Genomic DNA, 22,455 nt, shown 5'->3' with positions numbered 1-22,455 from the left:
ATTCTTATCGTTTGGTGATGTTTTTACTGAAAATTCTGCCGTCTTTTAGCGTGAAGCGCACAACATATACTCCCCAGTCATAACTTGTCATATTAATTTTAACCTGACGGTTTAAGTCCGGGATATTCTGTTGCTGGAATTTCCAATGAACTGTACTGTGTTGATATAATGAAACGGATTCTATTAATCCATCTACTTCCTCTGTCCAGTCTATGGTAAGATAGTCATTGACAGGAACCGGGTATAGGCGTATTTGTTTCAGGAATGCTTTTTCATCAATAACAGGAGCTTGTCTGGTAACAGCTGCTACTTTTGACTCTTTTGAAACGATCTCTTCAGCCTTTTTACCCGCCGCGTCGATTCCTCTGTATCTCTGGTTTCCGGCTTCATCATATTTAAAATAAACTTCGGTTTGGGAAAAGCCGAAGAATCCTATCATCAATGATGATAGTGAGAGTATTTTTCTTTTCATTTGTGGTTATTTTTGTGTTGATAAAAGTTGTTGAACCTGTTGTTCCAGTTTTTCAATTTTTGAAGATTGATATTTTAAAACCTCATTTTCATTCTGAAGCTGTTTAAGCTGCTCTGACTGTTGCTTTATTTGTTTATTTTGGTCAATTGAATAAAGAGTTAATTCTTCAATTTTCTCAAGAAGTTTGGAGTTCATTTCAGCAACGTTAATTCCATTTTTGATTACCTCCTCAGCAGTTGGGATATTAGGTAAATGTCCTTTTTCGATAATATGTTTTTCAACATCCTCTAAAGATCTCAATGTGTATTCTTTTTTAAAAACATAATCAGCCCATACATTGGCTTTCACTTCAATTTCTTTCGCATGGATTTTACCATCGAATTTGGCAATTCCATTGTTGAGAAATTTGATCCATATTCCTCGGTAAGCATCCTGAAATCCTACGAAGGAATTACCGTCATTATTATTGTTTGGCTGGGCGATAATAATGTTATGAGTCTGTCCCAGATTTCTTAAAACCGTATCTCCTGTAGTACCTCCGTAGCAACCATTACATCCAGATTTGGCAATCTGAAATGTGCCATATGAATTGGCAACTTCCATCATAACATCATCTTTATCATATATCCTTAATAAAGCAGCAGTATTTGTGTCAGGATCATTATTATTACCAATTTTTACTTTTCCTTCACTTGATTGTATTAGAAGTTTGCTCCAGTTTCCCCATTGAGTACTTGTAAATAAACCATTTCTATAAAAAATACCCCCATCATTAAAATTAAGCTGATGACGTTTGTTCCCTGAATTATCAAACCATGGAGCAATTGTTAACATACCTGAATAGTTTCCAATTCCTGGAACCCCCACTGCATCTCTGGATTTAAATTCTGCCTTTACTATATTACTATAGGCAGAGGGCAAATCATTGATAGTTCTAGTATCGTGAACTGTTAGACCTACTGCATTTTGTGCGAATGTAAATGATGACACTAACAGTGCAATCGAAAATAATTGTGTTTTCATAATTATTAATTAATTTTTTTTTTTGTAAAACTATAAATGGAATGCGACAAACGATGTTGTATTTAATATTTTTTTTGCAAATTTATTAAAAATTATGACTTAATATTGTTTTGTTTGGATTGTATTAGTATTTTTTAATAGATAATGTTTTGTTTTATACTGTTTTTAGTGAATATTTGTTTTATTGTTATTTTTGTTGTAATAATTGTTCAAATGGTGCATTTTATTAATATAAAGTCAATAAATCAAAAAAAATAAGACAAGAAAATATATTTTTTCCGAGTAAGTTCTAGAATAGTAGATTTCCATTTTAGAAAAAATCTCTACCTTTGTCACAATGAACCTCTTAAGATGGATACTTGCATTTTATTTCATGGCGCTATCATTAATGCCATGTGAAGACACGTCCCATCCGCTGAATTCAGGAAATAATAAGATCTCATTAAGCATTCACGGAGTTCATTCTACAGAGAAAGGAGATATCTGTTCTCCCTTGTGTGTGTGCAGCTGTTGTCAGATGACAGTTTCAGCATTTAAAATGGATCCTTTATTAGAAATTCCGGAGCAGATTCCTGCTTACTTTTCAAAGAAGATCTTATTCCACAAAAACGACTTTGCTTACCAGATTTACGATCCTATCTGGCAGCCTCCTAAAATTTAATTTTTATTGACTTTTAGAAAGCGATGCTTTCTAATGCTTAATCGTGCTTGAAACTTTGCAATACCATTGCAGAGGTTTTCAGGATATTTTTGCTGCAGTATTTTATACTGTTTGCATTCACTTTTCAATAAAAATTACATATAAATCGTGTTAGATAAAATCATAAAATTCAGTATTAAAAATAAGGTGATTATTGGCTTGATGACCCTGGTACTGATCATCTGGGGAACATGGAGTGCCACCAGATTGCCAATAGATGCTGTACCGGATATTACCAACAACCAAGTGCAGATCATTACCGTATGTCCCACTTTGGCAGGACAGGAAGTTGAACAGCTGGTTACCTTTCCCATTGAACAGAGTATTGCCAATGTTCCCGATATTCAGGAGACAAGAAGTATTTCAAGATTCGGACTCTCTGTGATTACAGTGGTGTTCAAAGAAAATGTAGATGTGTATTTTGCAAGACAGCTCATTAATGAACAACTGAAAAACGCAGTGGAAGAAATTCCAAAAGGAGTAGGAACTCCCGAGCTGGCTCCCGTAAGTACAGGTCTTGGAGAAGTATATCAGTATATTCTTCACCCTAAAAAAGGAAGCGAAAAGAAATATAATGCCAAAGAACTCCGAACCATGCAGGACTGGATCGTCCGAAGACAACTGAACGGAACTCCCGGAGTTGCTGAGATCAACAGTTTCGGAGGTGAATTAAAACAATATGAAGTGGCTATTGATCCCAATCGTTTAAAAGCAATGGGAACAAGCATCACTGAAATATTTACAGCGCTTGAAAAAAACAATCAAAATACAGGAGGAGCTTATATTGATAAAAAGCCCAACGCCTATTTCATCCGTGGAATTGGATTGGTAACTTCTCTTGAAGATATTAAAAATATTGCGGTTAAAAATGAGACCGGAAGCGTTCCTATCTTCATAAAAGATGTAGCTGATGTTCGTTTGGGAAGTGCTGTTCGTTACGGAGCATTAACGTATAATGGAAAAGTTGATGCTGTAGGTGGAGTAGTCATGATGCTAAAAGGTGCCAACAGTAATGAAGTGGTCAGCAATATAAAAGCAAAAATTCCGACTATACAGAAATCTCTTCCGGATGATGTTATTATAGAACCATTTCTGGACAGAACAGACCTTGTAGACAGAGCGATCAATACCGTACAGAAAAACCTCATCGAAGGAGCTTTGATCGTTATTTTCGTGCTTGTAGTTTTCTTGGGCAATTTAAGAGCCGGGCTTATCGTAGCTTCGGCCATTCCGCTTTCCTTGTTATTTGCATTAGGAATGATGAATGTTTTCGGGGTAAGTGCCAACCTGATGAGTCTTGGAGCGATAGATTTCGGATTGATTGTAGATGGTGCGGTTATCATTGTAGAAGCCACATTACACCATTTGGGAGTAAGGAAATCTGTCCGCGCATTAACGCAGTCTGAAATGGATGAAGAAGTATTCCTTTCCGCATCAAAGATCAGAAGCAGTGCTGCATTCGGGGAAATCATCATTCTTATTGTATACATCCCGATTCTTACATTGGCTGGTGTAGAAGGAAAAATGTTTACCCCAATGGCAAAAACAGTAGGATTTGCTATTCTGGGAGCCCTGATCTTATCCTTGACCTACATTCCAATGATGAGCGCTTTGTTTTTATCCAAGAAAATTTCCCATAAAGAAACATTCTCTGATAAAATGATGAACAGCCTGCAAAAGGTATATCAGCCATTATTACAGAAAGCGATAAAAGTAAAATATATCATCGTTTCAGCAACCGCTGTCGTTTTTCTTCTCTCAGCATTTATCTTCAAAAATATGGGAGGTGAATTTATCCCGCAGCTGCAGGAAGGTGATTTTGCATTTCACTGTATTTTACCACAGGGAAGCTCATTGAGCCAGAGTATAGAAACCTCTATGCAGGCATCAAGAATTATCAAGCAGTTTGATGAGGTGAAAATGGTTGTCGGTAAAACTGGTTCTGCTGAGGTTCCTACAGACCCGATGCCTCCCGAAGCTACAGATATGATCGTGGTATTAAAACCGCAGAGCGAATGGAAAACTAAGAAATCCTACAACGAACTGGCGGATGAGATCAGTGAAAAGCTTGAAACAATTCCCGGAGTGTTCTTTGAGAAAAATCAGCCTATTCAGATGCGTTTCAATGAACTGATGACCGGAATCAGGCAGGATGTTGCCGTAAAAATTTTCGGAGAAAACCTGGATTCCTTAGCAGTATATGCAGATAAAGTAGGAAAAATCATTCAGACAGTAGACGGAGCTACAGCCCCGCAGATTGAAAGAGTGAGTGGGCTTCCACAGATTAACGTGCAGTATGACAGAACAAGAATTGCTAATTATGGATTAAATATCGAAGATGTCAACAATGCAGTAAGTACAGCCTTTGCAGGAAAAGCTGCCGGACAGGTTTTTGAAAATGAAAGACGTTTTGATCTGGTAGTCCGTCTGGACAGTCTTCACAGAACTGATATTTCAGATGTGAACAACCTGATGATCACCTCCAGTACAGGAGCTCAGATTCCATTATCGCAGGTAGCGAATATCAGTTACAAACTTGGGCCTGCACAGATCAGCCGTGAGCAGGGAAAACGTAGAATTGTTATTGGATTCAATGTAAAAGGCCGTGATGTGGAAAGTGTGGTGAAAGATATTCAGGCAAAACTGGATAAAGTGAAACTTCCTTCAGGATATTACTTTACGTATGGCGGACAGTTTGAAAACCTGCAGGAAGCAAGCAAACGTCTGATGATCGCTGTTCCGGTATCGTTACTTTTGATTTTTATGCTGTTGTATTTTACTTTCCGCTCATTTAAACAGGCAGCATTGATTTTTACAGCGATTCCTATGAGTGCTATTGGAGGTGTATTTGCACTTTTAATAAGAGATATGCCATTCAGTATCAGTGCCGGGATCGGATTTATTGCACTTTTTGGAGTGGCAGTACTGAACGGAATTGTTTTGATAGGAACATTCAACCAGTTAGAAAAAGAGGGTGAAACAGATATTCTGAAAAGAGTATTTGAAGGAACAAAAACCAGATTAAGACCGGTATTAATGACCGCAACAGTGGCATCATTAGGATTTCTACCAATGGCTATTTCCACCGGAGCGGGAGCTGAAGTACAGAAACCGTTGGCAACGGTGGTGATTGGTGGTCTTGTAACAGCTACTTTCCTTACGTTATTCGTTTTGCCGATGCTGTATATCATTTTTAACACGAAAATTTTGAAAAGAAAAAATAAAAATACAGGAATGTTTACAGCGGTTCTTGTTTTAGGATTTATGATGCTGGGACAGACTTTTAAAGCACAGTCCAGACCTATTTCTGTAGAACAGGCAGTAGAGCAGGCAGTGAGTAATAATTTAACCCTGCAGTCAAAAGACTTAAGTATTAAGTCTGCTGAAGCTTTAAGGGCAACCGCGAAAGAACTCCCGAAATTAAGCCTTGAAGCTCAGCTTGGACAGTATAACAGTCCAAAGTTTGACCAGTCGTTTGCAATCTCACAAAGTATTCCTTTTCCAACACTTTTTAAAGCAAGAAAAGACTTAATCAATGAGAATATTAAAAGCAAACAGATTGATAAGGAAATTACAGCGAATGAACTAGTAAAACAGGTGCGTACTTACTATTATCAGATTGAATATTTACAGTATAATAAAGCTCAGCTGACGAGTCTGGACAAATATTATGAGGAATTTATCAGAATTGCAACCGTAAGATTCAAAGCGGGTGATATCAAAAAGATAGAAATCAGTACTGCAGAAACCCAAAAAGGAGAAATTGATCTGCTGCTCAGACAAAATGAAGTCTTTCTGAATAATGCCTATAAGAATTTAAAGGCCCTTATGAATACGTCAGAAGATCTTAAAGTTCCGTTTAACAAAGATTATGTTCCTTTAAAAGCAGAAAATGTACTCGACAGTGCAGTGGTAGCCAACAATCCGTCTGTAAGAGCCTTTTACCAGGAAATGGAAATTGCTGAGAAAAATAAGAAAGTTGAAAAATCTCTTGGACTCCCTGATTTCAGCTTAGGATATACCAACCAGTCTTTGATTGGTCTTCATACCATCAACGGGCAGGAGAATTTTTATAACTCAGGGAAACGTTTTCAGTCGGCAACGGTAGGAGTGGCTATTCCTTTGACCTTTGGAGCGACAAAAGCTAGGATTCAGGCTCTGGAATATGACAGACAGGTTGCAGAAACCAATGCGAAAATGCGGCAGAAACAACTTTCCGCACAGTTGGACAATGCGTTCAGTCAATACCAGCAGGATATTCAGCAGTATGATTATTACATAAGTCAGGCACTGCCAAATGCTGAGAAAATTGTAAAAGCGGCCCAGTTAGGTTATAAAACAGGAGAGATCTCCTATGTTGAATATCTTTTTGCCCTGCAGACGGCTACAAACATTCAGCTGAAATATCTGGAATCTATCCAGCAGGTGAATCAATCTGTAGTAACTATTAATTCAATTATTAATAAATAATATAAAAGCGCTGAAATACAGTATCAGACAAAATACATTCTTAGATATGAAACTCAAATATAATATCATACCCCTTATCCTGATTTCACTATTACTGACAAGTTGTGGAAAAAAAGAAGCTTCAGAAGAAAAAGCTCCTGAGAAAACAGAACAGAAAGAACAGGCACATGAAGAAGCTCCACAAACTATAGCCTCACTCACGGAAGAACAGATGAGGTCTGTAGGAGTGGCTTTGGGAACCGTAGAAATGAAAGAGCTGACATCAACGATAAAAGCCAACGGTTTGCTGAGTGTACCGAACAGTAATAAAGCAACCATCACTTCCCTGTACGGAGGAATTATCAAAACCATCAATATCCAGGTAGGAAGTATCGTGAAAAAAGGACAAGTCATTGCAACCATTGCCAACCCGGAATATATCCAGCTTCAGGAAGATTATCTGACTACCAACAGCAGAATAACCTATGCAGAACAGGAATACAGAAGACAAAGAGAGCTTTTTGATAATGATGCAGGAGCCAAGAAGAACCTTCAGAGTGCCGATGCAGAACTGAAAACCTTAAGAACAAAAAGAGCTTCCCTGTTGAAACAGCTTCAGATGATGGGAATAAGCCCTGGAAAAGTAAACAATGGAAATATGAAATCCGGTCTGGTGATCACAGCTCCTATCAGTGGAACGATCAGCAGTATTACAGCACAGATCGGAAGCTATGTAGATATCTCTTCTCCCGTAGCTACAGTGATTGATAACGGCTCCATCCATCTCGATCTTCAGGTGTTTGAAAAAGACCTTCCTAAAATGAGAGTGGGGCAGATTGTTCATTTTAAACTGACCAACAATCCGGAAACCGAATATGATGCAAGAATTTACAGCATAGGATCTTCTTTTGAAAATGAAAGTAAAACTATTTCCATGCATTGCGAAGTGATCGGAAACAAATCCGGACTGATTGACGGGATGAATATCACCGGAATTGTAAGCCTTGATAAAAGTACTACTCCTGCCGTTCCCACAGAAGCCATTGTAGAAGCAGACGGTAAATATTATGTGTTTGTGCAGACTGATAAAAAGGGGGAGGAAGAACATGAAGAAAACGGCAAACCACATCCGAAAACCTTAAACTTTGAAAAAATAGAAATAGTGAAAGGAACATCTGATATGGGATATACCGCGATAACCCCGGTGGGGAATATTCCTGACAATGCAAAAATAGTAGTGAAAGGAGCATTTTTCGTGAATGCCAAACTGGTGAATTCAGGAGAGCACGAACATTAATGAAAGTAGCCGGAACCAGTAAAATATCGATTTTTATCCTTAAATTAGAGCTGTTTACGTAATTTTTTATTGAATAAAAACGGTTGAAAGAAACTAAAGATAACCTCACCGAATTTTAATAAATAACCCAATTATGTTATTAAACAAAAAAATATCAGTCTGGTATTTCATCCGTGAAATAAAAAGCCAAATCCTGTTCATCGGAATCTTTGCCATCGCTATTGGCCTTTTGGACGAACTGTCATGGTTTCGCAAGATCTCACTGCCGTTGAATATTCCTGCTTTGCTGGGAACGGCTGTATCATTGCTGTTGGCATTCCGTACTTCCCAGTCCTATGAAAGATGGTGGGAAGCCAGAACTGTTTGGGGGGCAATTGTTAACGATTCCCGGACTTTTGTAAGGTTGATTATTCAGTTTATGCCGGTGGGAAATGACAAAATAATAAAAGATTTTGCCGAAAGACAAATTATCTGGACGTATGCACTTGGGGAATCTTTGAGAAAACTGCCGTTTTCTGAAAAAGTTCAGCAATATTTGGATCAGCATCAGATCAAAGGAACCAATATTCCCAATGCAATTCTGGACGAACACTCCAGACAGCTGAAAGAAATTGCCGCTTCCAAAGGATTGACTGATTTTCAGCAGATGCAGCTGAACGATATCATCACAAGGCTCTGCGACAGTATGGGGAAATGTGAAAGACTGAAGAATACGGTTTTCCCACGTTCTTACAGTGTTTTAGTTCATATTTTAATCTATGTTTTTGCGGCCATTCTTCCCTTTGGACTTGATGATTCACAGCTGTTGGTAGAAATTGCCATTACTTTTCTGGTTCCGGTGACATTCATTGCTATTGAAAAAACATCTATCATCATGCAGGATCCGTTTGAAAATGGCCCTGTAGACACTCCGATGACTTCCCTGGCGCAGACCATAGAAATCAATATCAGACAGATGATCGGTGAGCAGAATGTTCCCCCTAAAAAAGAAAATACATCCTATTATGAAATGTAATTAAACCATACACCATATGGAAAGCACACCAACACAAACAGCTTCTGCAGGAAGCAGACATAAAAAGAACCTCCTGATCGTACTCTGCCTTAGCGGAACCTATCTCATTGCTGAGGTAATAGGAGGAATTGTTACCAACAGTCTCGCATTATTGGCTGATGCAGCCCATATGCTGACAGACGTTGTAGGATTGTTACTGGCATTTATTGCCATCAAAATAGGAGAAAGAAAAGCAGATCCTTCCAGAACATATGGTTATTATCGAACAGAGATACTGGCAGCCGTAATCAATGCGGTGGTTTTACTGGCTATTTCGATCTATGTTTTATTTGAAGCTTACAAGCGGTTTCAAGATCCGCCGGAAGTACAAAGTAAATCCATGCTGATTGTAGCAGGAATCGGATTAATCGTCAATATTGTCGGAATGATGATTCTGAGAAAAGACTCAGAAAGCAGCTTAAATATGAAAGGCGCGTATTTTGAAGTACTTTCAGACATGCTGACCTCTGTAGGAGTGATGGTAGCAGGAGTGATTATGCTCACAACAGGCTGGTACTACGCCGATCCGTTGATCTCAGCCGCAATTGGATTACTGATCTTCCCAAGAACATGGAGACTGTTGAAAGAAGCCATTAATGTGTTGCTTGAAGGAACTCCTAAAGAAGTGGATATTCATGAACTTCGTAAATCTCTGGAAAAGACTCCTGGGGTGAAAAATATTCATGACCTGCATGTATGGTCACTGACATCAAGCGTCAATGCTATGAGTGCTCATGTGGTAAAAGAAGAAGCATATTCTCAGAATCAATTGTTAAAAATATTGACGGATACTACTGTGAATAACTTTAAAATCAGTCATACCACTTTTCAGATAGAGGAGGAGGCTATGAAGAAAATGAAGTCCATCTGTAAAAAATTAAAAACTTACAATGAAAAAAGATATAGAACACAAACTCATTGATAAAAATACCAAACCTACCAGTATGAGGATTTTGGTATATGATTTTTTGAGCTCTCAGGAAGCGGCTTTATCCCTTTCTGAAATAGAAAATTATTTTGACAATGCTGACAGGATTACCATCTACAGAACATTGAAAACCTTTGAAGAAAAAGGAATTGTTCACAGCATTCAGGAAAATACAACCACAAAATACAAATTATGTGAAGACGATTGCGATGAAAAGACACATAAAGACTGGCACCTGCATTTCTATTGTAAAATATGCAAACAAACCACCTGCAAAGAAGATATTTCCTTTCCTGAAAACATACAGACCAGTTTCAGGATTGATGAAATACGACTCTTTGCCAAAGGAATCTGCGAAAACTGTCTTGAAAGTTTGCAATAGCATTGCATCAGTCTCATCTTTACATTTGTATAAAAATATTCAGTTATGGAAAAATGCTGTAGTACAACCCCGGAAAAGCCCGATACAAAAGGGCACAAACATAACCATGCAGAAGGAGATGGACATGACCACGATGGTCATGATCATTCTCACGATTCCGGAGATCAGACGGTCTTTCAGATGTTTCTTCCTTCCATTATATCCTTTGCGATCTTATTATTGGGAATTACCTTTGATAACTATATAAAACCCTTATGGTTTACTGGCTGGGTACGTTTGGTATGGTTCCTTGCGGCTTATATTCCCGTAGGATTCCCTGTATTGAAAGATGCCTATAAAAGTATCATCAAAGGAGATGTGTTTTCAGAATTCTTTCTGATGAGCATTGCAACCATTGGGGCTTTTGTCATTGGAGAATACCCGGAAGGAGTAGCGGTAATGCTCTTTTATGCCGTAGGAGAAGTATTTCAGTCTATGGCAGTGACCAGAGCCAAAGGAAATATAAAAGCGCTATTGGATCAGCGTCCTGATGAGGTAACGGTGATGGAAAATAATCAGCCTAAAACAATGAAAGCTAAAGAAGCTAAAATTGGAGATATTATTCAGCTGAAACCCGGTGAAAAACTGGCGCTGGACGGAGAACTGCTTTCAGATTCCGCTTCATTCAACACAGCGGCCTTAACAGGAGAAAGTAAACCTGATACTAAAAATAAAGGCGAAGTCGTTCTTGCCGGAATGATAAACATGAACAGTATTGCTTTGGTTAAAGTAAATACGGCCTATGAAGACAGTAAATTGAGTAAAATTCTGGAACTGGTTCAGAATGCCACAGCGCAGAAAGCTCCTACCGAATTATTCATCAGAAAATTTGCTAAAGTATATACCCCTATTGTAGTATTTCTTGCCATAGGAATCTCTTTACTGCCCTATTTCTTTGTGAGCGATTATCAATTCAGAGACTGGCTGTACAGAGCATTGATTTTCCTTGTAATTTCTTGTCCTTGTGCATTGGTAATCTCTATTCCGTTAGGGTATTTCGGAGGAATCGGAGCCGCAAGCCGAAACGGAATTTTATTCAAAGGAAGTAATTTCCTGGACAGCATTGCAGAGATTCAGAATGTCGTGATGGATAAAACAGGAACGATGACAGAAGGTGTATTCAAAGTTCAGGAGGTAAGCATGAGCCCTGAATTTAACAAAGAAGAAATCCTTCAGATGGTCAATGCTCTCGAAAGTAAAAGTACCCATCCGGTAGCAACAGCTATTCACAATTATGTAGGAGATATCAATCACGCCATTCCTTTAGAAAATGTAGAAGAAATTGCCGGTCATGGACTGAAAGCAACTGTTAACGGTAAAGAACTTCTGGTAGGGAATTTTAAGCTGATGGATAAATTCAGTATCAGTTACGATATCAACCACTCCAGTATTGTGTACACTGTGATCGCAGTAGCTTATGACAAAAAGTTTGCAGGGTATATCACGATTGCAGACAGTATAAAAGAAGATGCTAAAGAAACCGTAGACAATCTGCATAAAATGAATGTAAAAGTTACGATGCTGAGCGGTGATAAAGGAACCGTGGTGAAATATGTAGCAGATCAGTTGGGAATTGACAATGCATTTGGAGATCTGCTGCCTGAAGATAAAGTAAATAAGGTTAAAGAAATTAAAGCCAGAAAACAAACCGTAGCTTTCGTAGGGGACGGAGTGAATGATGCACCTGTAGTTGCTTTAAGTGATGTGGGAATTGCGATGGGAGGATTGGGAAGTGATGCCACTATTGAAACAGCTGATGTCGTGATTCAGGATGATAAACCTAGTAAAATTCCAATGGCGATCAACATCGGGAAACAAACGAAAAAGATCGTTAGGCAGAATATCATTCTTGCCTTCGCGGTAAAAGCAGTTGTTCTTATCCTTGGAGCAGGAGGGTTGGCAACCATGTGGGAAGCTGTTTTTGCAGATGTGGGAGTCGCATTGCTGGCAATTTTAAATGCAGTGAGAATTCAGAGGATGAAATTTTAAAAAGCAAATAATAAGCACAACTAAATTATATTCAATAAAGGCTCTGCTGAATTTCAGCAGGGCTTTTGTTTTAAATTATACATCATACCAGCCATTCCATTGAGATCCATATTATGCACTAGAGACTCCTGCGGAGTGACAAAGAGACTGCCTTCGCTTTCCGTATAAACTATGACTGACAATTACAACTAGTATAAAATGATACCCATAGTTTGTCATTCTGTAAGAATCTAATGATCAGTCTCATTATTATCAGTTTTAAATTTTATTGCAGATAAAATCTTCGCGCCTTAAAACAGCAAGTATTTTAAAAAAAAACTTGCGTCTTTGCGTTTCCAACATCACATCAAAACTTAATTTAGAAAGGTAATAGGTTTTTTGTTGGATAAACGCAAAGGTGCAAAGAAGATAAAAATTGTGTTGTTTTTAAGGGCGCAAGAAAATCAAAGATTTTCAGCTAGTTTACTTCTTAATTGAATGTCTTATTCAATAACATTAAGTATTCGGAAACATTTTTAGCGCCTTTATTATTTCAACAAAATAAAAAAGCTCTGCCAAAAACATCAGCAAAGCTTTTATCAACAAGATTAAATTGAATATAAAGAACTAAATTTTAGTTTAGGTCTAAAGTTTCAATCAAAGTTCGGGATAATATTATATCGGTGACAGGCACAGTTTTGTAATTTTTATGGGTAACAGTAAACAACCATAATGACATTCATCATAAATCTATTATAAAACAATTTTGAAGTAGTATATTTGTAACAGAGAACTAAAACATTGAGGTTATTCATTTCCATATTCATCATTTTTACCGTTGCAGTACGTCCCGTTTTGCCATTGGTAAACTATGCTGTGAACTATGATTATATTGTGAAAAACCTTTGTGAGAACAGAAACGTACCCCAATCAACATGTAAGGGAAAATGCTACGTGGAAAAAGAACTGTCAAAAACAGAAAAACAGTCCAATAGCTCCCAAACAATAAAGATTGCAGGATTAGATGTTTTTATTTCTCATGATATCCTTTCTTTTTCTTCTCTTTTGAATTCGGAATCTCTTTCTGAAATTCCTGATTCAAGCTATTTTAATTCTCACTCTTCAGAATACTTTTCAAGGATATTCCATCCTCCGTTGGCTTAATTTCTATTATAAACTATATTTTTAGTTGATGAAATAGAAGTGCTTAAAACTTTTATTAATAAGTCATTAAAGATATATTCTACAATTAAAATGAATAATTGTAAGCTGTTAGAATACACTATTTCTTTTTGAAGAATTCTGTGTTTTTTCAGACTTATGCATTGTGCCATAATTTTATTTAACATTATTAATTTCAATTTAACATTAAAATGAAATCTCTCATTATTATGACTGCCCTGCTGTCCATATCAATACTGTCGTGTGCCAAGGAAACGCCTCAGGTAAAGCATGCAAGCCATATGGACTCTTCAGGAAAGAAAATAGAAAATGTACTGGTCGTAAATGAAGAAGATCCGATCTGTCACATGAAGACTGCCGGATCTCTTAAAGATACAGCAGTATATAAAAATAAAACGTATGGTTTTTGCAGTGTTTACTGCAAGGATGAATTCAAAAAAAGCCCTGAGAAATATGCCCAAAAATAAAAAAACCAATAATAAAAGTAAGGTAATCATACCGATCGCATTATTTGCATTGCTTTTTCTGGGAATAGGGATAGGAATGGGGTATTTTAAAAAGAACCTTTATACCGTGATGAAAGTTCCCGATTTTGAACTGACGGATCAGAACAGCAAAAAAATCACCAATAAAGATATGTTGGGTAAGGTATATCTTGTAGAGTTTTTCTTCAGCAAATGTCCTACAATATGTCCGGTGATGAATACCAATATGAAGGCTATTCAGAACCAGGTCAATGATCCCAACTTCGGCATCATTTCCATCAGCATTGATCCGGAAAATGATACCCCTGAAGCTTTAAAAGAACATGCTAAAAGAATAGGGGAGACATCTCCCAACTGGCATTTCCTGACAGGAGACCGTACATACATTGGTGATCTTGCTGATAAATTTAATATCTACGTAGGTGACAAGGAAGATGAAGGAGAAAGCCTGAACCACAGCGGAATGATTGCCCTGGTAGATCAGAATGGAAATATCAGATGCAGATATAACAAAGAAAATATGCCGATTCTGTATTATTCAGGATTAAATTATGGAGATCCGGAAGGTAAAACACCTCTGCTGACGGGAAAGTATCACCCTGACAGAGAAATCCTGATTGAGGATATTAAGAAATTATTGAAATAAGGGAGATGGGAGCGCGAAGCTGGAAGCTGGAAGCTGGAAGTTCTTCCAGACGGTAAAGCTGTAGCGGTTTTTAGATAGCTATAGAAGTAAATAGAAGTTGAAGGATTTATACTTAATGCCAATTACTTCCAGCCTCCATCTCCCATCTTCCAGCTTAGCAAAAAAACATTGTTCAACCATAAACAAAAACGTTATGAAGATTTTGAAAATAGCTGCTGTAACTGCAGTTTTCGCGGCCCAGTTTACACTGGCTCAGTTTAAGCAGACACCTCTGCCATACGCTTATAATGCTCTGGAAGGAAATATTGATGCCCAGACTATGGAAATTCATTATTCAAAACATGCGGCAGCGTATGTAGCTAACCTGAATAAAGCAATTACAGGAACTCCACAGGAAAAGGAAACGTTGTTTCAGATTCTTTCCAATGTTTCAAAACTGCCTGCTGCAGTAAGAAATAATGCGGGAGGACATTATAACCACGAACTGTTCTGGACTGTTCTGACCCCTCAAAAAAATACACAGCCTTCTGCAAAATTAGCAAAAGCCATCACTGAAACTTTCGGAAGTATAGATGCTTTTAAAGAAAAAATGGCTAAAGCCGGAGCGGATCGTTTCGGTTCAGGATGGGCCTGGCTTTCTGTAGGAAAAGATGGAAAATTGTTTGTTTCCTCTACTCCTAACCAGGACAACCCTTTGATGGATGTGGTAGAAGAAAAAGGAACTCCTATTTTCGGAATTGATGTCTGGGAACATGCTTATTATTTAAAATATCAGAACAAAAGAGCAGATTATCTTACCGCTATCTGGAACGTGACGAACTGGAAAGAGATCAGCAGAAGATATGACGAAGCTTTAAGTAAGAAATAGTCTGATGAAATTATTTTACAGCATACTTTTTACTTTATATATGGTGCTAAGACCTTTGGTGCCAGTGGTAGAGTATGCTGTAAATTATGATTATATCATTAAAGTTCTCTGTGTGAATAAATCCAGGCCAGAAATTCACTGCAATGGAAAGTGTTACTTGAGCAAAGAGCTGGCAAAAGCCAATAACGAGACAGAGTCTACTCCTTTCAATAAAATAAAAAACTCAGGACAGAAAATTCTTGATATATATATATTGCCTGAGATAACAGAGGTTATCATTACTGGAAAAATTATACTTTCCAATTTCAACTTTATCTATGAAACAGCATATTCTTTTCTGTTTCTGACTCACATTTTCAAACCACCGGTTTTTTAAGTTAAACCATCACTATTCAACCACAAAAGTCACAAAGCTTACATCAATTAAAAATCAAAGATTTAAAAAAGTGTAAGTGTTCTTATTGTGCATAAAATCTATCACTTAAAAACTTAAGTGTAGGACTTTTGTGCCTTTTGTGGTAAAAAAGAATGTTTTCACATTACATAATTAGTATTCAACTTAAAAAATCAACAATGAAAATCTATAAATTTTTATCACTATTCTTTATTGCCTTTACTTTATTCTCTTTTGCAGCCTGCGAAAGCAGCAGGGATGACGAAAATCCACAGGATACCACACCCGGAAAACTTCAGATCAAATTTGAAAACGGATTTAATAATGTAGGAGATGTTGTTTTAAATCAGACGGTTCAGACTTCTTCTCAGGGACAAAAACACAATTTTTCGGCTTTAAAATATGTCATCAGTAACATATCACTGATAGACGAAAATGGAAATGAATTTAAATACAATGAAAACAATCCTGATAAAGGCGCTTTCATAGTAGATCAGGTGGATGCGGTAGCCGGAATTATATACCTGAATCTGGATGGTATTCCGAAAAACAATTATAAGAAAATAAAATTCGGATTGGGAATCAGCCAGAAAGCCTACTTACTGGGACAAGACGGGCAAGCGGAATTCTGGACAAAAGCCAAGCAGAAAGGGCTGACGTGGTCATGGGCTGCCGGGTATATTTTTGTGAAACTGGAAGGGAAATATGGAAATGATGCCCCTTCAAAGGAATTTATGAATCATACAGGAAATATGGGAAATGTTACCGCTAATGAACAGGCTGACCTATACCGTGAAATCACATTGAATCTTCCGACAACAGCAAGAGTGACGGGACAAATTCGTCCTTCTGTCCATATTCTTGCGGATCTGAATCAGTTTTTGAGTGGAGATAAAGCGCTTACCCTTACTACAACTAATGATATGTTGATGGGCTCAAACCAGCATTTGGTAGACGTTACCAATAACCTTACCAAAATGTTTAAAGTAGACCACGTTCACAATGATTAATTTTCTTATTAAAAGGATGTTGGTTCTGCTTGTATTGATTATGAGCTGTATTTCCTGTTCTGATGAGGTGATTCAGCCACTGGAAAAAGATGAAGCATACAATCTGCAGTTTCCTTCTTATTTTCCGGAAATGACTTTCGATAAATCAATCACTCCGGTAACCAAAAACGGAGTAGAGTTGGGTCGAAAATTATTCTATGAAGGAAGACTTTCCCGAAACAATACCATTTCATGCGGCTTCTGTCATATTCAGGAAAACGCATTCACCCATCACGGACATACTGTAAGTCATGGCGTAGATGACAGAATAGGAATCAGAAATGCGCCGCCCATTCAGAACATGGCTTTTTTAAAAAGATATATGTGGGACGGAGTGATTCATAACCTCAATGAACAACCGATAAGCCCTATTACAGATGTCAATGAGATGGACAGTTCTATACCGGAAGCCATTTCAAAAATAAAAGATGATCAGAAATATAAAAAACTTTTCAGGGAAGCGTACGGAGATGAAACCATTACCGGAGAAAGAATTCTAAAAGCACTGTCACAGTTTATGGCTTCTTTAATTTCTGCAGATTCAAAATATGACAGGTTCAGGCAGGGAAAAGAGCAGTTTACTTCTACAGAATCTCAGGGAATGGCTTTGTTCGGACAGAAATGCGCCTCTTGCCATAGCGGAGAATTATTTACCGATGAGAGTTTTAGAAATACAGGAATGTATTATAACACGGAATTCAAAGATGCAGGACGTTACAGAGTTACTCTTAATCAGGTAGACTGGATGAAATTCCGTGTTCCAAGTTTGAGAAACGTAGAATATACAGCACCTTATATGCATGACGGAAGGTTTTACACATTAGATGCTGTACTCAATTTCTATTCAGATCAGGTAGAAGATAATGCCAATCTGGATCCACAGCTGAAACAGAATGGTCATACAGGAATAGCCATGAATAGTCAGGAAAAACAGTCGATTATTGCTTTCCTGAAAACATTATCAGACAAAAGTTTTATATCCAACCCAAAATTTGCAGAATAAATTATAGAAAACATGAAGAAGATTATCGTAATATTAAGTTTGATTTTGTTTGGCCAGTATCAAGCGAAGACTATTAAAGACAGTATTTATATTGCTCCGGACAGCTTCAGTAGATTTGATTTTGATGATGACTGTGATGCATGTGGCTGTGCTGCCGGTAACGGATCTTCAGGCTTTGAATCTTTATTGAATCCACAGTTTATCGGAATCAAATACTTTGCACAGCATTACAAAGCAAAAGAAAATTTATTTGTAAAAGATCTTACACAGGATCAGTATTTTAATACCTTACAGCTATGGGGAAAAATTCCATTGACTAAAAAACTAAGTGTATATGCAAGTCTGCCATTTCATTTTCATGAAAAAAGGACTATGCAGGGAGATATCAAAATCAACGGAATCGGAGATCTGAACCTGATGGGAATCTATCAGCTAATGAGCTCTAAAGATAATTTCCATCACGTGAGCGGAGGTTTGGGCGTGAAAATTCCTTTGGGAAAGTTTGATGAAAAAGGAGCATCCGGAGTCAATCCGAGTTTTCAGTTGGGAACCGGAAGCTGGGATTATCAGGCGGCTTTGAATTATAAATTTCAGAAGAATAAAATAGCTGTATTGGTCAATACAGACTATACGATTAAAACAGAGAATAAGAAAAATTACCGTTTTGGAAACCAGTGGAACTACGCTGCAACAGGATTTTATCAGGTTGCAGGAAATGAAAAATCTATCTTTTCTGTAAAAACCGGAGTGCAGGGAGAAGTGTATGCTCAGAATAAACAATTTGATGAAGCGCTACCGAATACTGCCGGAAGTGCATTGTATGGGAAGATTGGGTTTGAAGCCTCTTATAAAAAACTGAGCCTGGGAAGTGAACTCATGCTTCCTATGTATACCCATTTGGCTGGTGGTGATATTGAAGCAAAATCCAGATTTAGTATTTTCCTGAATATCGGAATTTAAATAAAACCCCTTTTTAATCATGTTAAAGCTCCTTCGGGAGCTTTAATTGTTTATGAATCATGATTTTAATTGGGGGTTAGGAATAATTTTTTATCTTTGCCGAAATTTGGTGAGCCATAAAAAGCTCTTAAAAGGGAATCCGGTGAAAATCCGGAACAGACCCGCTGCTGTAAGCTCCGCACCAAGATTTTTGAAGAATATATCCACTGTTTTTTAATGGGAAGGATTTCAAAAATGGAGTAAGTCAGAAGACCTGCCAGAAAATAATCGTTTGACGCTTTCGTGGAATAAAGCTTAGGACATCAATGATTCTGTGCAGTGACAGCTGTGCTTTGTCGTTGTATTCTTATATCCATTAGCGTCTTCATTATCCTAAATGAGCTAATGGCGGCAAAACTAATTACTTCTGCAATTCATAAAGCTGTTTTCACAATACTGGTGTTAACATCTCACCTTTTGTCTTCTCAAACCAAGAAAAAAGACAGTGTTCAGGAAGAATCAATCAAAGGGATCAACCTTTACAAGAAAAACTTCAAAGAAATTCTTCCGGCACAAACTCTGCAGGGCGAGCAGCTGGAAAGACTGAACAGTCATTCTGTAGCAGATGCTCTTCGGTATTTTTCCGGTGTTCAGATCAAAGACTATGGAGGGATTGGCGGATTGAAAACCATTAATGTCCGAAGCCTTGGAAGTCAGCATGTAGGCGTTTTCTATGATGGAATTCAACTGGGAAATGCACAGAACGGACTGGTAGATCTGGGAAGATATTCTTTGGATGATCTGGAAGAAATATCATTGTATAACGGGCAGAAAAGCGAGATTTTTCAGCCGGCAAAAGATTTCGGTTCTTCGGGATCTATCTATTTACAGCCTAAAACACCCGTATTTAAAGGAATAAAGAAAACCAATCTTGTGATAAGAGCAAAAAGTGCCTCCATAGACCTTTTTAATCCGTCATTCCGATTGGAACAGAAAATTTCAGACAGAACTTCTGCCAGCTTCAGTGGAGAATTTCTGCAGAGTGATGGGATTTACAGATTTCGGTATGCCAAGAAATATCCTGATGGACAGCAGGCTTATGATACGATTGCAAAGAGACAGGACTCAGATATCAAAGCGAAACGTTTTGAAACTTCGTTAAACGGAACTTTAAATAACGGAAGCTGGAATGTAAGAGGCTATGGTTATATTTCAGACCGTGGAACGCCGGCTCCTATTGTGAATGGCCGTTTTGGAGGAAGGGGAGCAAGACTTTCTGATGAAAATTATTTCGTGCAGGCCAATCTTCGGAAAAAACTGTTTCCCAGATTTGAAACTCAGCTGAAAGCAAAGTTTGCCTACGATTACACTCATTTTATGGATACTGTTCGCTCGCAGTCTATTATTCATACCGATAACACCTATATCCAACGAGAGCTCTATCTTTCCTCATCCAATATCTATTCTATCACATCCAATTGGGATGTCAGTCTGAGCGGGGATTTTCAGTACAATAATCTGGATGCCAATCTGGATAACTTTTCTTATCCTACACGTTACACTACATTGGTTGCATTGGCAACAACGTATCAGTGGAACAGATTCAAGATCCTGGGCAGCCTTTTAGGAACTTTTACTTTTGAAGAAGTAAGAAAAAATAAAAGACCCGGAGACAGCAGAGAATGGACCCCCGCTGTATTTATGAGCTACCAGCCTGAAATAATTCCTGAACTTACTTTAAGAGCTTTCTATAAAAGGATTTTCCGACTGCCAACCTTCAATGATCTGTATTACACTAATATCGGAAATACTTACCTGAAGCCGGAATTTACCAATCAGTATGATGTAGGATTTACGTATCAGAAGAATTATAAAAACCGATTCTTTACATCCTTTTATGCTAAAGTAGACGGTTATTACAACAAAGTACAGGATAAGATTGTTGCAGCCCCTAACGGAAGTATGTTCCGCTGGCTGATGATGAACCTTGGACGGGTTGAAATCATAGGTGCTGACGTGAATGTTCAGGCAGAAATGCAGTTAGGAAAAGTAAAACTGAGACCCTTGCTTTCCTACACTTACCAAAGCGCAAGAGATATGACAGATCCGGAGGATACATTCTACCGAAATCAGATTCCTTACACACCATGGCATAGTGGCTCCTTCACCCTGATGGCGGACTATAAAGACTGGAGTTTCAATTACAGTGCGATGTATGTAGGAGAAAGGTATGATGTGAACCAGGACAACATTCAATACAATTATGTACAACCCTGGTATACCCATGATCTGTCTGTTCAGAGAAAATTCAACTGGGCGAATCATCAATTTAAAGTAAGCCTTGAGATGAATAATATTTTCAACCAATATTATGATGTAGTGATCAATTATCCGATGCCGGGAAGAAACTTTAAACTTATTCTAAATTTTACCTTATGAGAAAACTAAACTTTTATTTTTTATTTCTTGTCTTAGCTTTTCTTAGTTCATGCCGTACGGATGATATTATTGTCCGCCAGGAAGTGGTAGAGGGACTTCCATCAGAAAATACAGCAATCAAAGGTTTCTACATGCTGAATGAAGGAAATATGGGAAGCAACAAATGTACCTTGGATTTTTTTGATTATACCAAAGGAACCTATTACAGGAACATCTACGCGGAGATTAATCCGAATGTTGTGAAAGAGCTGGGAGATGTTGGAAATGATATTAAGATTTACGGAAGCAAGCTGTATATTGTTGTCAATGTTTCCAACAAGATTGAAGTGCTGGATGCCAAAACAGCCAAACGTATTACTTCTATTCCATTACAGAACTGCCGTTATTTAACCTTTAAAGGAGGGAAAGCTTATGCCAGCAGCTATGCAGGTCCGGTAGCGGTTAATCCAAAAGCACCCAAAGGAAAAGTTGTGGAAATTGATACAGTTTCTCTTTCCATCCAGCGTGAAGTGGTAGTAGGGTATCAACCGGAAGAAATGGAAATTGTAGGGAATAAATTATTTGTGGCCAATTCCGGAGGATACAAAGCTCCTGATTACGACAATACCGTTTCTGTAATAGACCTGAACACTTTTACTGAAATCCAAAAATTAAATGTTGCGATTAATCTTCACCACATTAAAAAAGATAATTACGGTGATCTGTACGTGAGTTCAAGAGGAGATTATTATAACGTTCCTTCCAGCCTATACCTTATAGATGCAACAACTGGAATTGTTAAAAAAGATTTCCATCTCGCAGTGAGCGAAATGACAATCGTTAATGATAAACTCTATTTCTACGGAAACGAATTCAATTACAACACGCACAGCTATAAAAAGAGCTTTGGGATCATTGATGTAAAAACAGAACAAATTATTGCCAACAGTATTTTTGACAAAGAATACGAAACTGCGATTAAAACACCTTACGGAATTGCTGTAAACCCAATCACAGAAGATATCTATATGACAGATGCCAGAAATTATGTTTCTATGGGATTTGTCTATTGCTTTGATAAAAACGGACATTTTAAATGGAAAACAGAAGGCGGAAATATCCCTGCCCACTTTACCTTTTTATACAAATAACCAAACTT

General features: G+C 37.7%; 18 protein-coding genes, 1 pseudogene and 1 riboswitch. Of the genes and pseudogenes, 17 read left to right on the top strand and 2 right to left on the bottom strand.

The features are described from left to right. Positions 1–4 precede the first annotated feature (4 nt). Positions 5–472 carry a hypothetical protein gene (locus ACPF63_RS19630; protein ID WP_426480999.1) on the bottom strand — a complete coding sequence of 156 codons (468 nt, stop codon included), beginning with the start codon at positions 470–472 and terminating at the stop codon, positions 5–7. Between the two features lie 6 nt (positions 473–478). Next, positions 479–1,495, bottom strand: coding sequence for a cell wall anchor protein (locus tag ACPF63_RS19625; RefSeq protein WP_426480998.1), 1,017 nt, complete (start codon positions 1,493–1,495; stop codon positions 479–481). A 337-nt stretch (positions 1,496–1,832) separates the two neighbouring features. Between ACPF63_RS19625 and ACPF63_RS19620 the strand changes: the two genes are divergently transcribed. From ACPF63_RS19620 to ACPF63_RS19540, 17 genes and pseudogenes are all read left to right on the top strand, one after another. Further along, entirely contained in the window at positions 1,833–2,156 is a 324-nt protein-coding gene (locus ACPF63_RS19620; RefSeq protein ID WP_426480997.1) for a DUF6660 family protein, read from the top strand. A 147-nt stretch (positions 2,157–2,303) separates the two neighbouring features. Then, positions 2,304–6,665 carry a CusA/CzcA family heavy metal efflux RND transporter gene (locus ACPF63_RS19615; protein WP_426480996.1) on the top strand — a complete coding sequence of 1,454 codons (4,362 nt, stop codon included), beginning with the start codon at positions 2,304–2,306 and terminating at the stop codon, positions 6,663–6,665. A 46-nt stretch (positions 6,666–6,711) separates the two neighbouring features. Next, the gene (locus ACPF63_RS19610) at positions 6,712–7,941 is read left to right on the top strand and encodes an efflux RND transporter periplasmic adaptor subunit (RefSeq protein ID WP_426480995.1); all 1,230 of its coding nucleotides are present in this window, start codon (positions 6,712–6,714) and stop codon (positions 7,939–7,941) included. A 133-nt stretch (positions 7,942–8,074) separates the two neighbouring features. Next, positions 8,075–8,956, top strand: a complete 882-nt coding sequence (locus tag ACPF63_RS19605; RefSeq protein WP_426480994.1) for a bestrophin family protein — start codon at positions 8,075–8,077, stop codon at positions 8,954–8,956. 16 nt (positions 8,957–8,972) lie between these two features. Continuing rightward, positions 8,973–9,868: pseudogene (locus ACPF63_RS19600) on the top strand (cation diffusion facilitator family transporter). A gap of 17 nt (positions 9,869–9,885) precedes the next feature. Next, complete coding sequence (locus tag ACPF63_RS19595) at positions 9,886–10,305, top strand: Fur family transcriptional regulator (RefSeq protein WP_426480993.1); 420 nt, start codon at positions 9,886–9,888, stop codon at positions 10,303–10,305. Between the two features lie 45 nt (positions 10,306–10,350). Next, complete coding sequence (locus tag ACPF63_RS19590) at positions 10,351–12,333, top strand: heavy metal translocating P-type ATPase (protein ID WP_426480992.1); 1,983 nt, start codon at positions 10,351–10,353, stop codon at positions 12,331–12,333. 780 nt (positions 12,334–13,113) lie between these two features. Then, positions 13,114–13,476 (top strand): hypothetical protein, encoded by a 363-nt coding sequence (locus ACPF63_RS19585; protein WP_077413548.1) that lies wholly within the window; start codon positions 13,114–13,116, stop codon positions 13,474–13,476. Positions 13,477–13,685: 209 nt separating this feature from the next. After that, complete coding sequence (locus ACPF63_RS19580; protein ID WP_077413550.1) at positions 13,686–13,961, top strand: YHS domain-containing protein; 276 nt, start codon at positions 13,686–13,688, stop codon at positions 13,959–13,961. Further along, positions 13,948–14,625: an SCO family protein gene (locus ACPF63_RS19575; RefSeq protein ID WP_426480991.1), complete on the top strand. Its 678-nt coding sequence runs from the start codon at positions 13,948–13,950 to the stop codon at positions 14,623–14,625. Before ACPF63_RS19580 ends, ACPF63_RS19575 begins: the two co-directional genes overlap by 14 nt. A gap of 193 nt (positions 14,626–14,818) precedes the next feature. After that, on the top strand, positions 14,819–15,493 hold the full coding sequence (locus tag ACPF63_RS19570; protein ID WP_426480990.1) for a superoxide dismutase: 675 nt from the start codon (positions 14,819–14,821) through the stop codon (positions 15,491–15,493). Positions 15,494–15,497: 4 nt separating this feature from the next. After that, positions 15,498–15,869, top strand: a complete 372-nt coding sequence (locus ACPF63_RS19565; RefSeq protein ID WP_426480989.1) for a hypothetical protein — start codon at positions 15,498–15,500, stop codon at positions 15,867–15,869. Positions 15,870–16,066: 197 nt separating this feature from the next. Continuing rightward, a complete protein-coding gene (locus tag ACPF63_RS19560) occupies positions 16,067–16,897 on the top strand; it encodes an MbnP family protein (protein ID WP_426480988.1) in 831 nt (276 codons plus the stop codon). 16 nt (positions 16,898–16,913) lie between these two features. Continuing rightward, the gene (locus tag ACPF63_RS19555; protein WP_426480987.1) at positions 16,914–17,939 is read left to right on the top strand and encodes a cytochrome-c peroxidase; all 1,026 of its coding nucleotides are present in this window, start codon (positions 16,914–16,916) and stop codon (positions 17,937–17,939) included. A gap of 12 nt (positions 17,940–17,951) precedes the next feature. After that, the gene (locus tag ACPF63_RS19550) at positions 17,952–18,899 is read left to right on the top strand and encodes a transporter (protein ID WP_426480986.1); all 948 of its coding nucleotides are present in this window, start codon (positions 17,952–17,954) and stop codon (positions 18,897–18,899) included. Between the two features lie 90 nt (positions 18,900–18,989). Next, positions 18,990–19,174, top strand: a riboswitch (cobalamin riboswitch). A 109-nt stretch (positions 19,175–19,283) separates the two neighbouring features. Beyond that, entirely contained in the window at positions 19,284–21,317 is a 2,034-nt protein-coding gene (locus ACPF63_RS19545; protein WP_426480985.1) for a TonB-dependent receptor plug domain-containing protein, read from the top strand. After that, the gene (locus tag ACPF63_RS19540) at positions 21,314–22,447 is read left to right on the top strand and encodes a YncE family protein (RefSeq protein ID WP_426480984.1); all 1,134 of its coding nucleotides are present in this window, start codon (positions 21,314–21,316) and stop codon (positions 22,445–22,447) included. The genes ACPF63_RS19545 and ACPF63_RS19540 overlap by 4 nt, the downstream gene beginning before the upstream one ends. Positions 22,448–22,455: the final 8 nt, after the last annotated feature.

Origin of the sequence: Chryseobacterium sp. R2ACT005, assembly GCF_049949215.1 — a bacterium.
GTDB lineage: Bacteria > Bacteroidota > Bacteroidia > Flavobacteriales > Weeksellaceae > Chryseobacterium.
The sequence above is the reverse complement of the archived record's forward strand: the minus strand, read 5'-3'. Positions and strand labels throughout refer to the sequence as shown.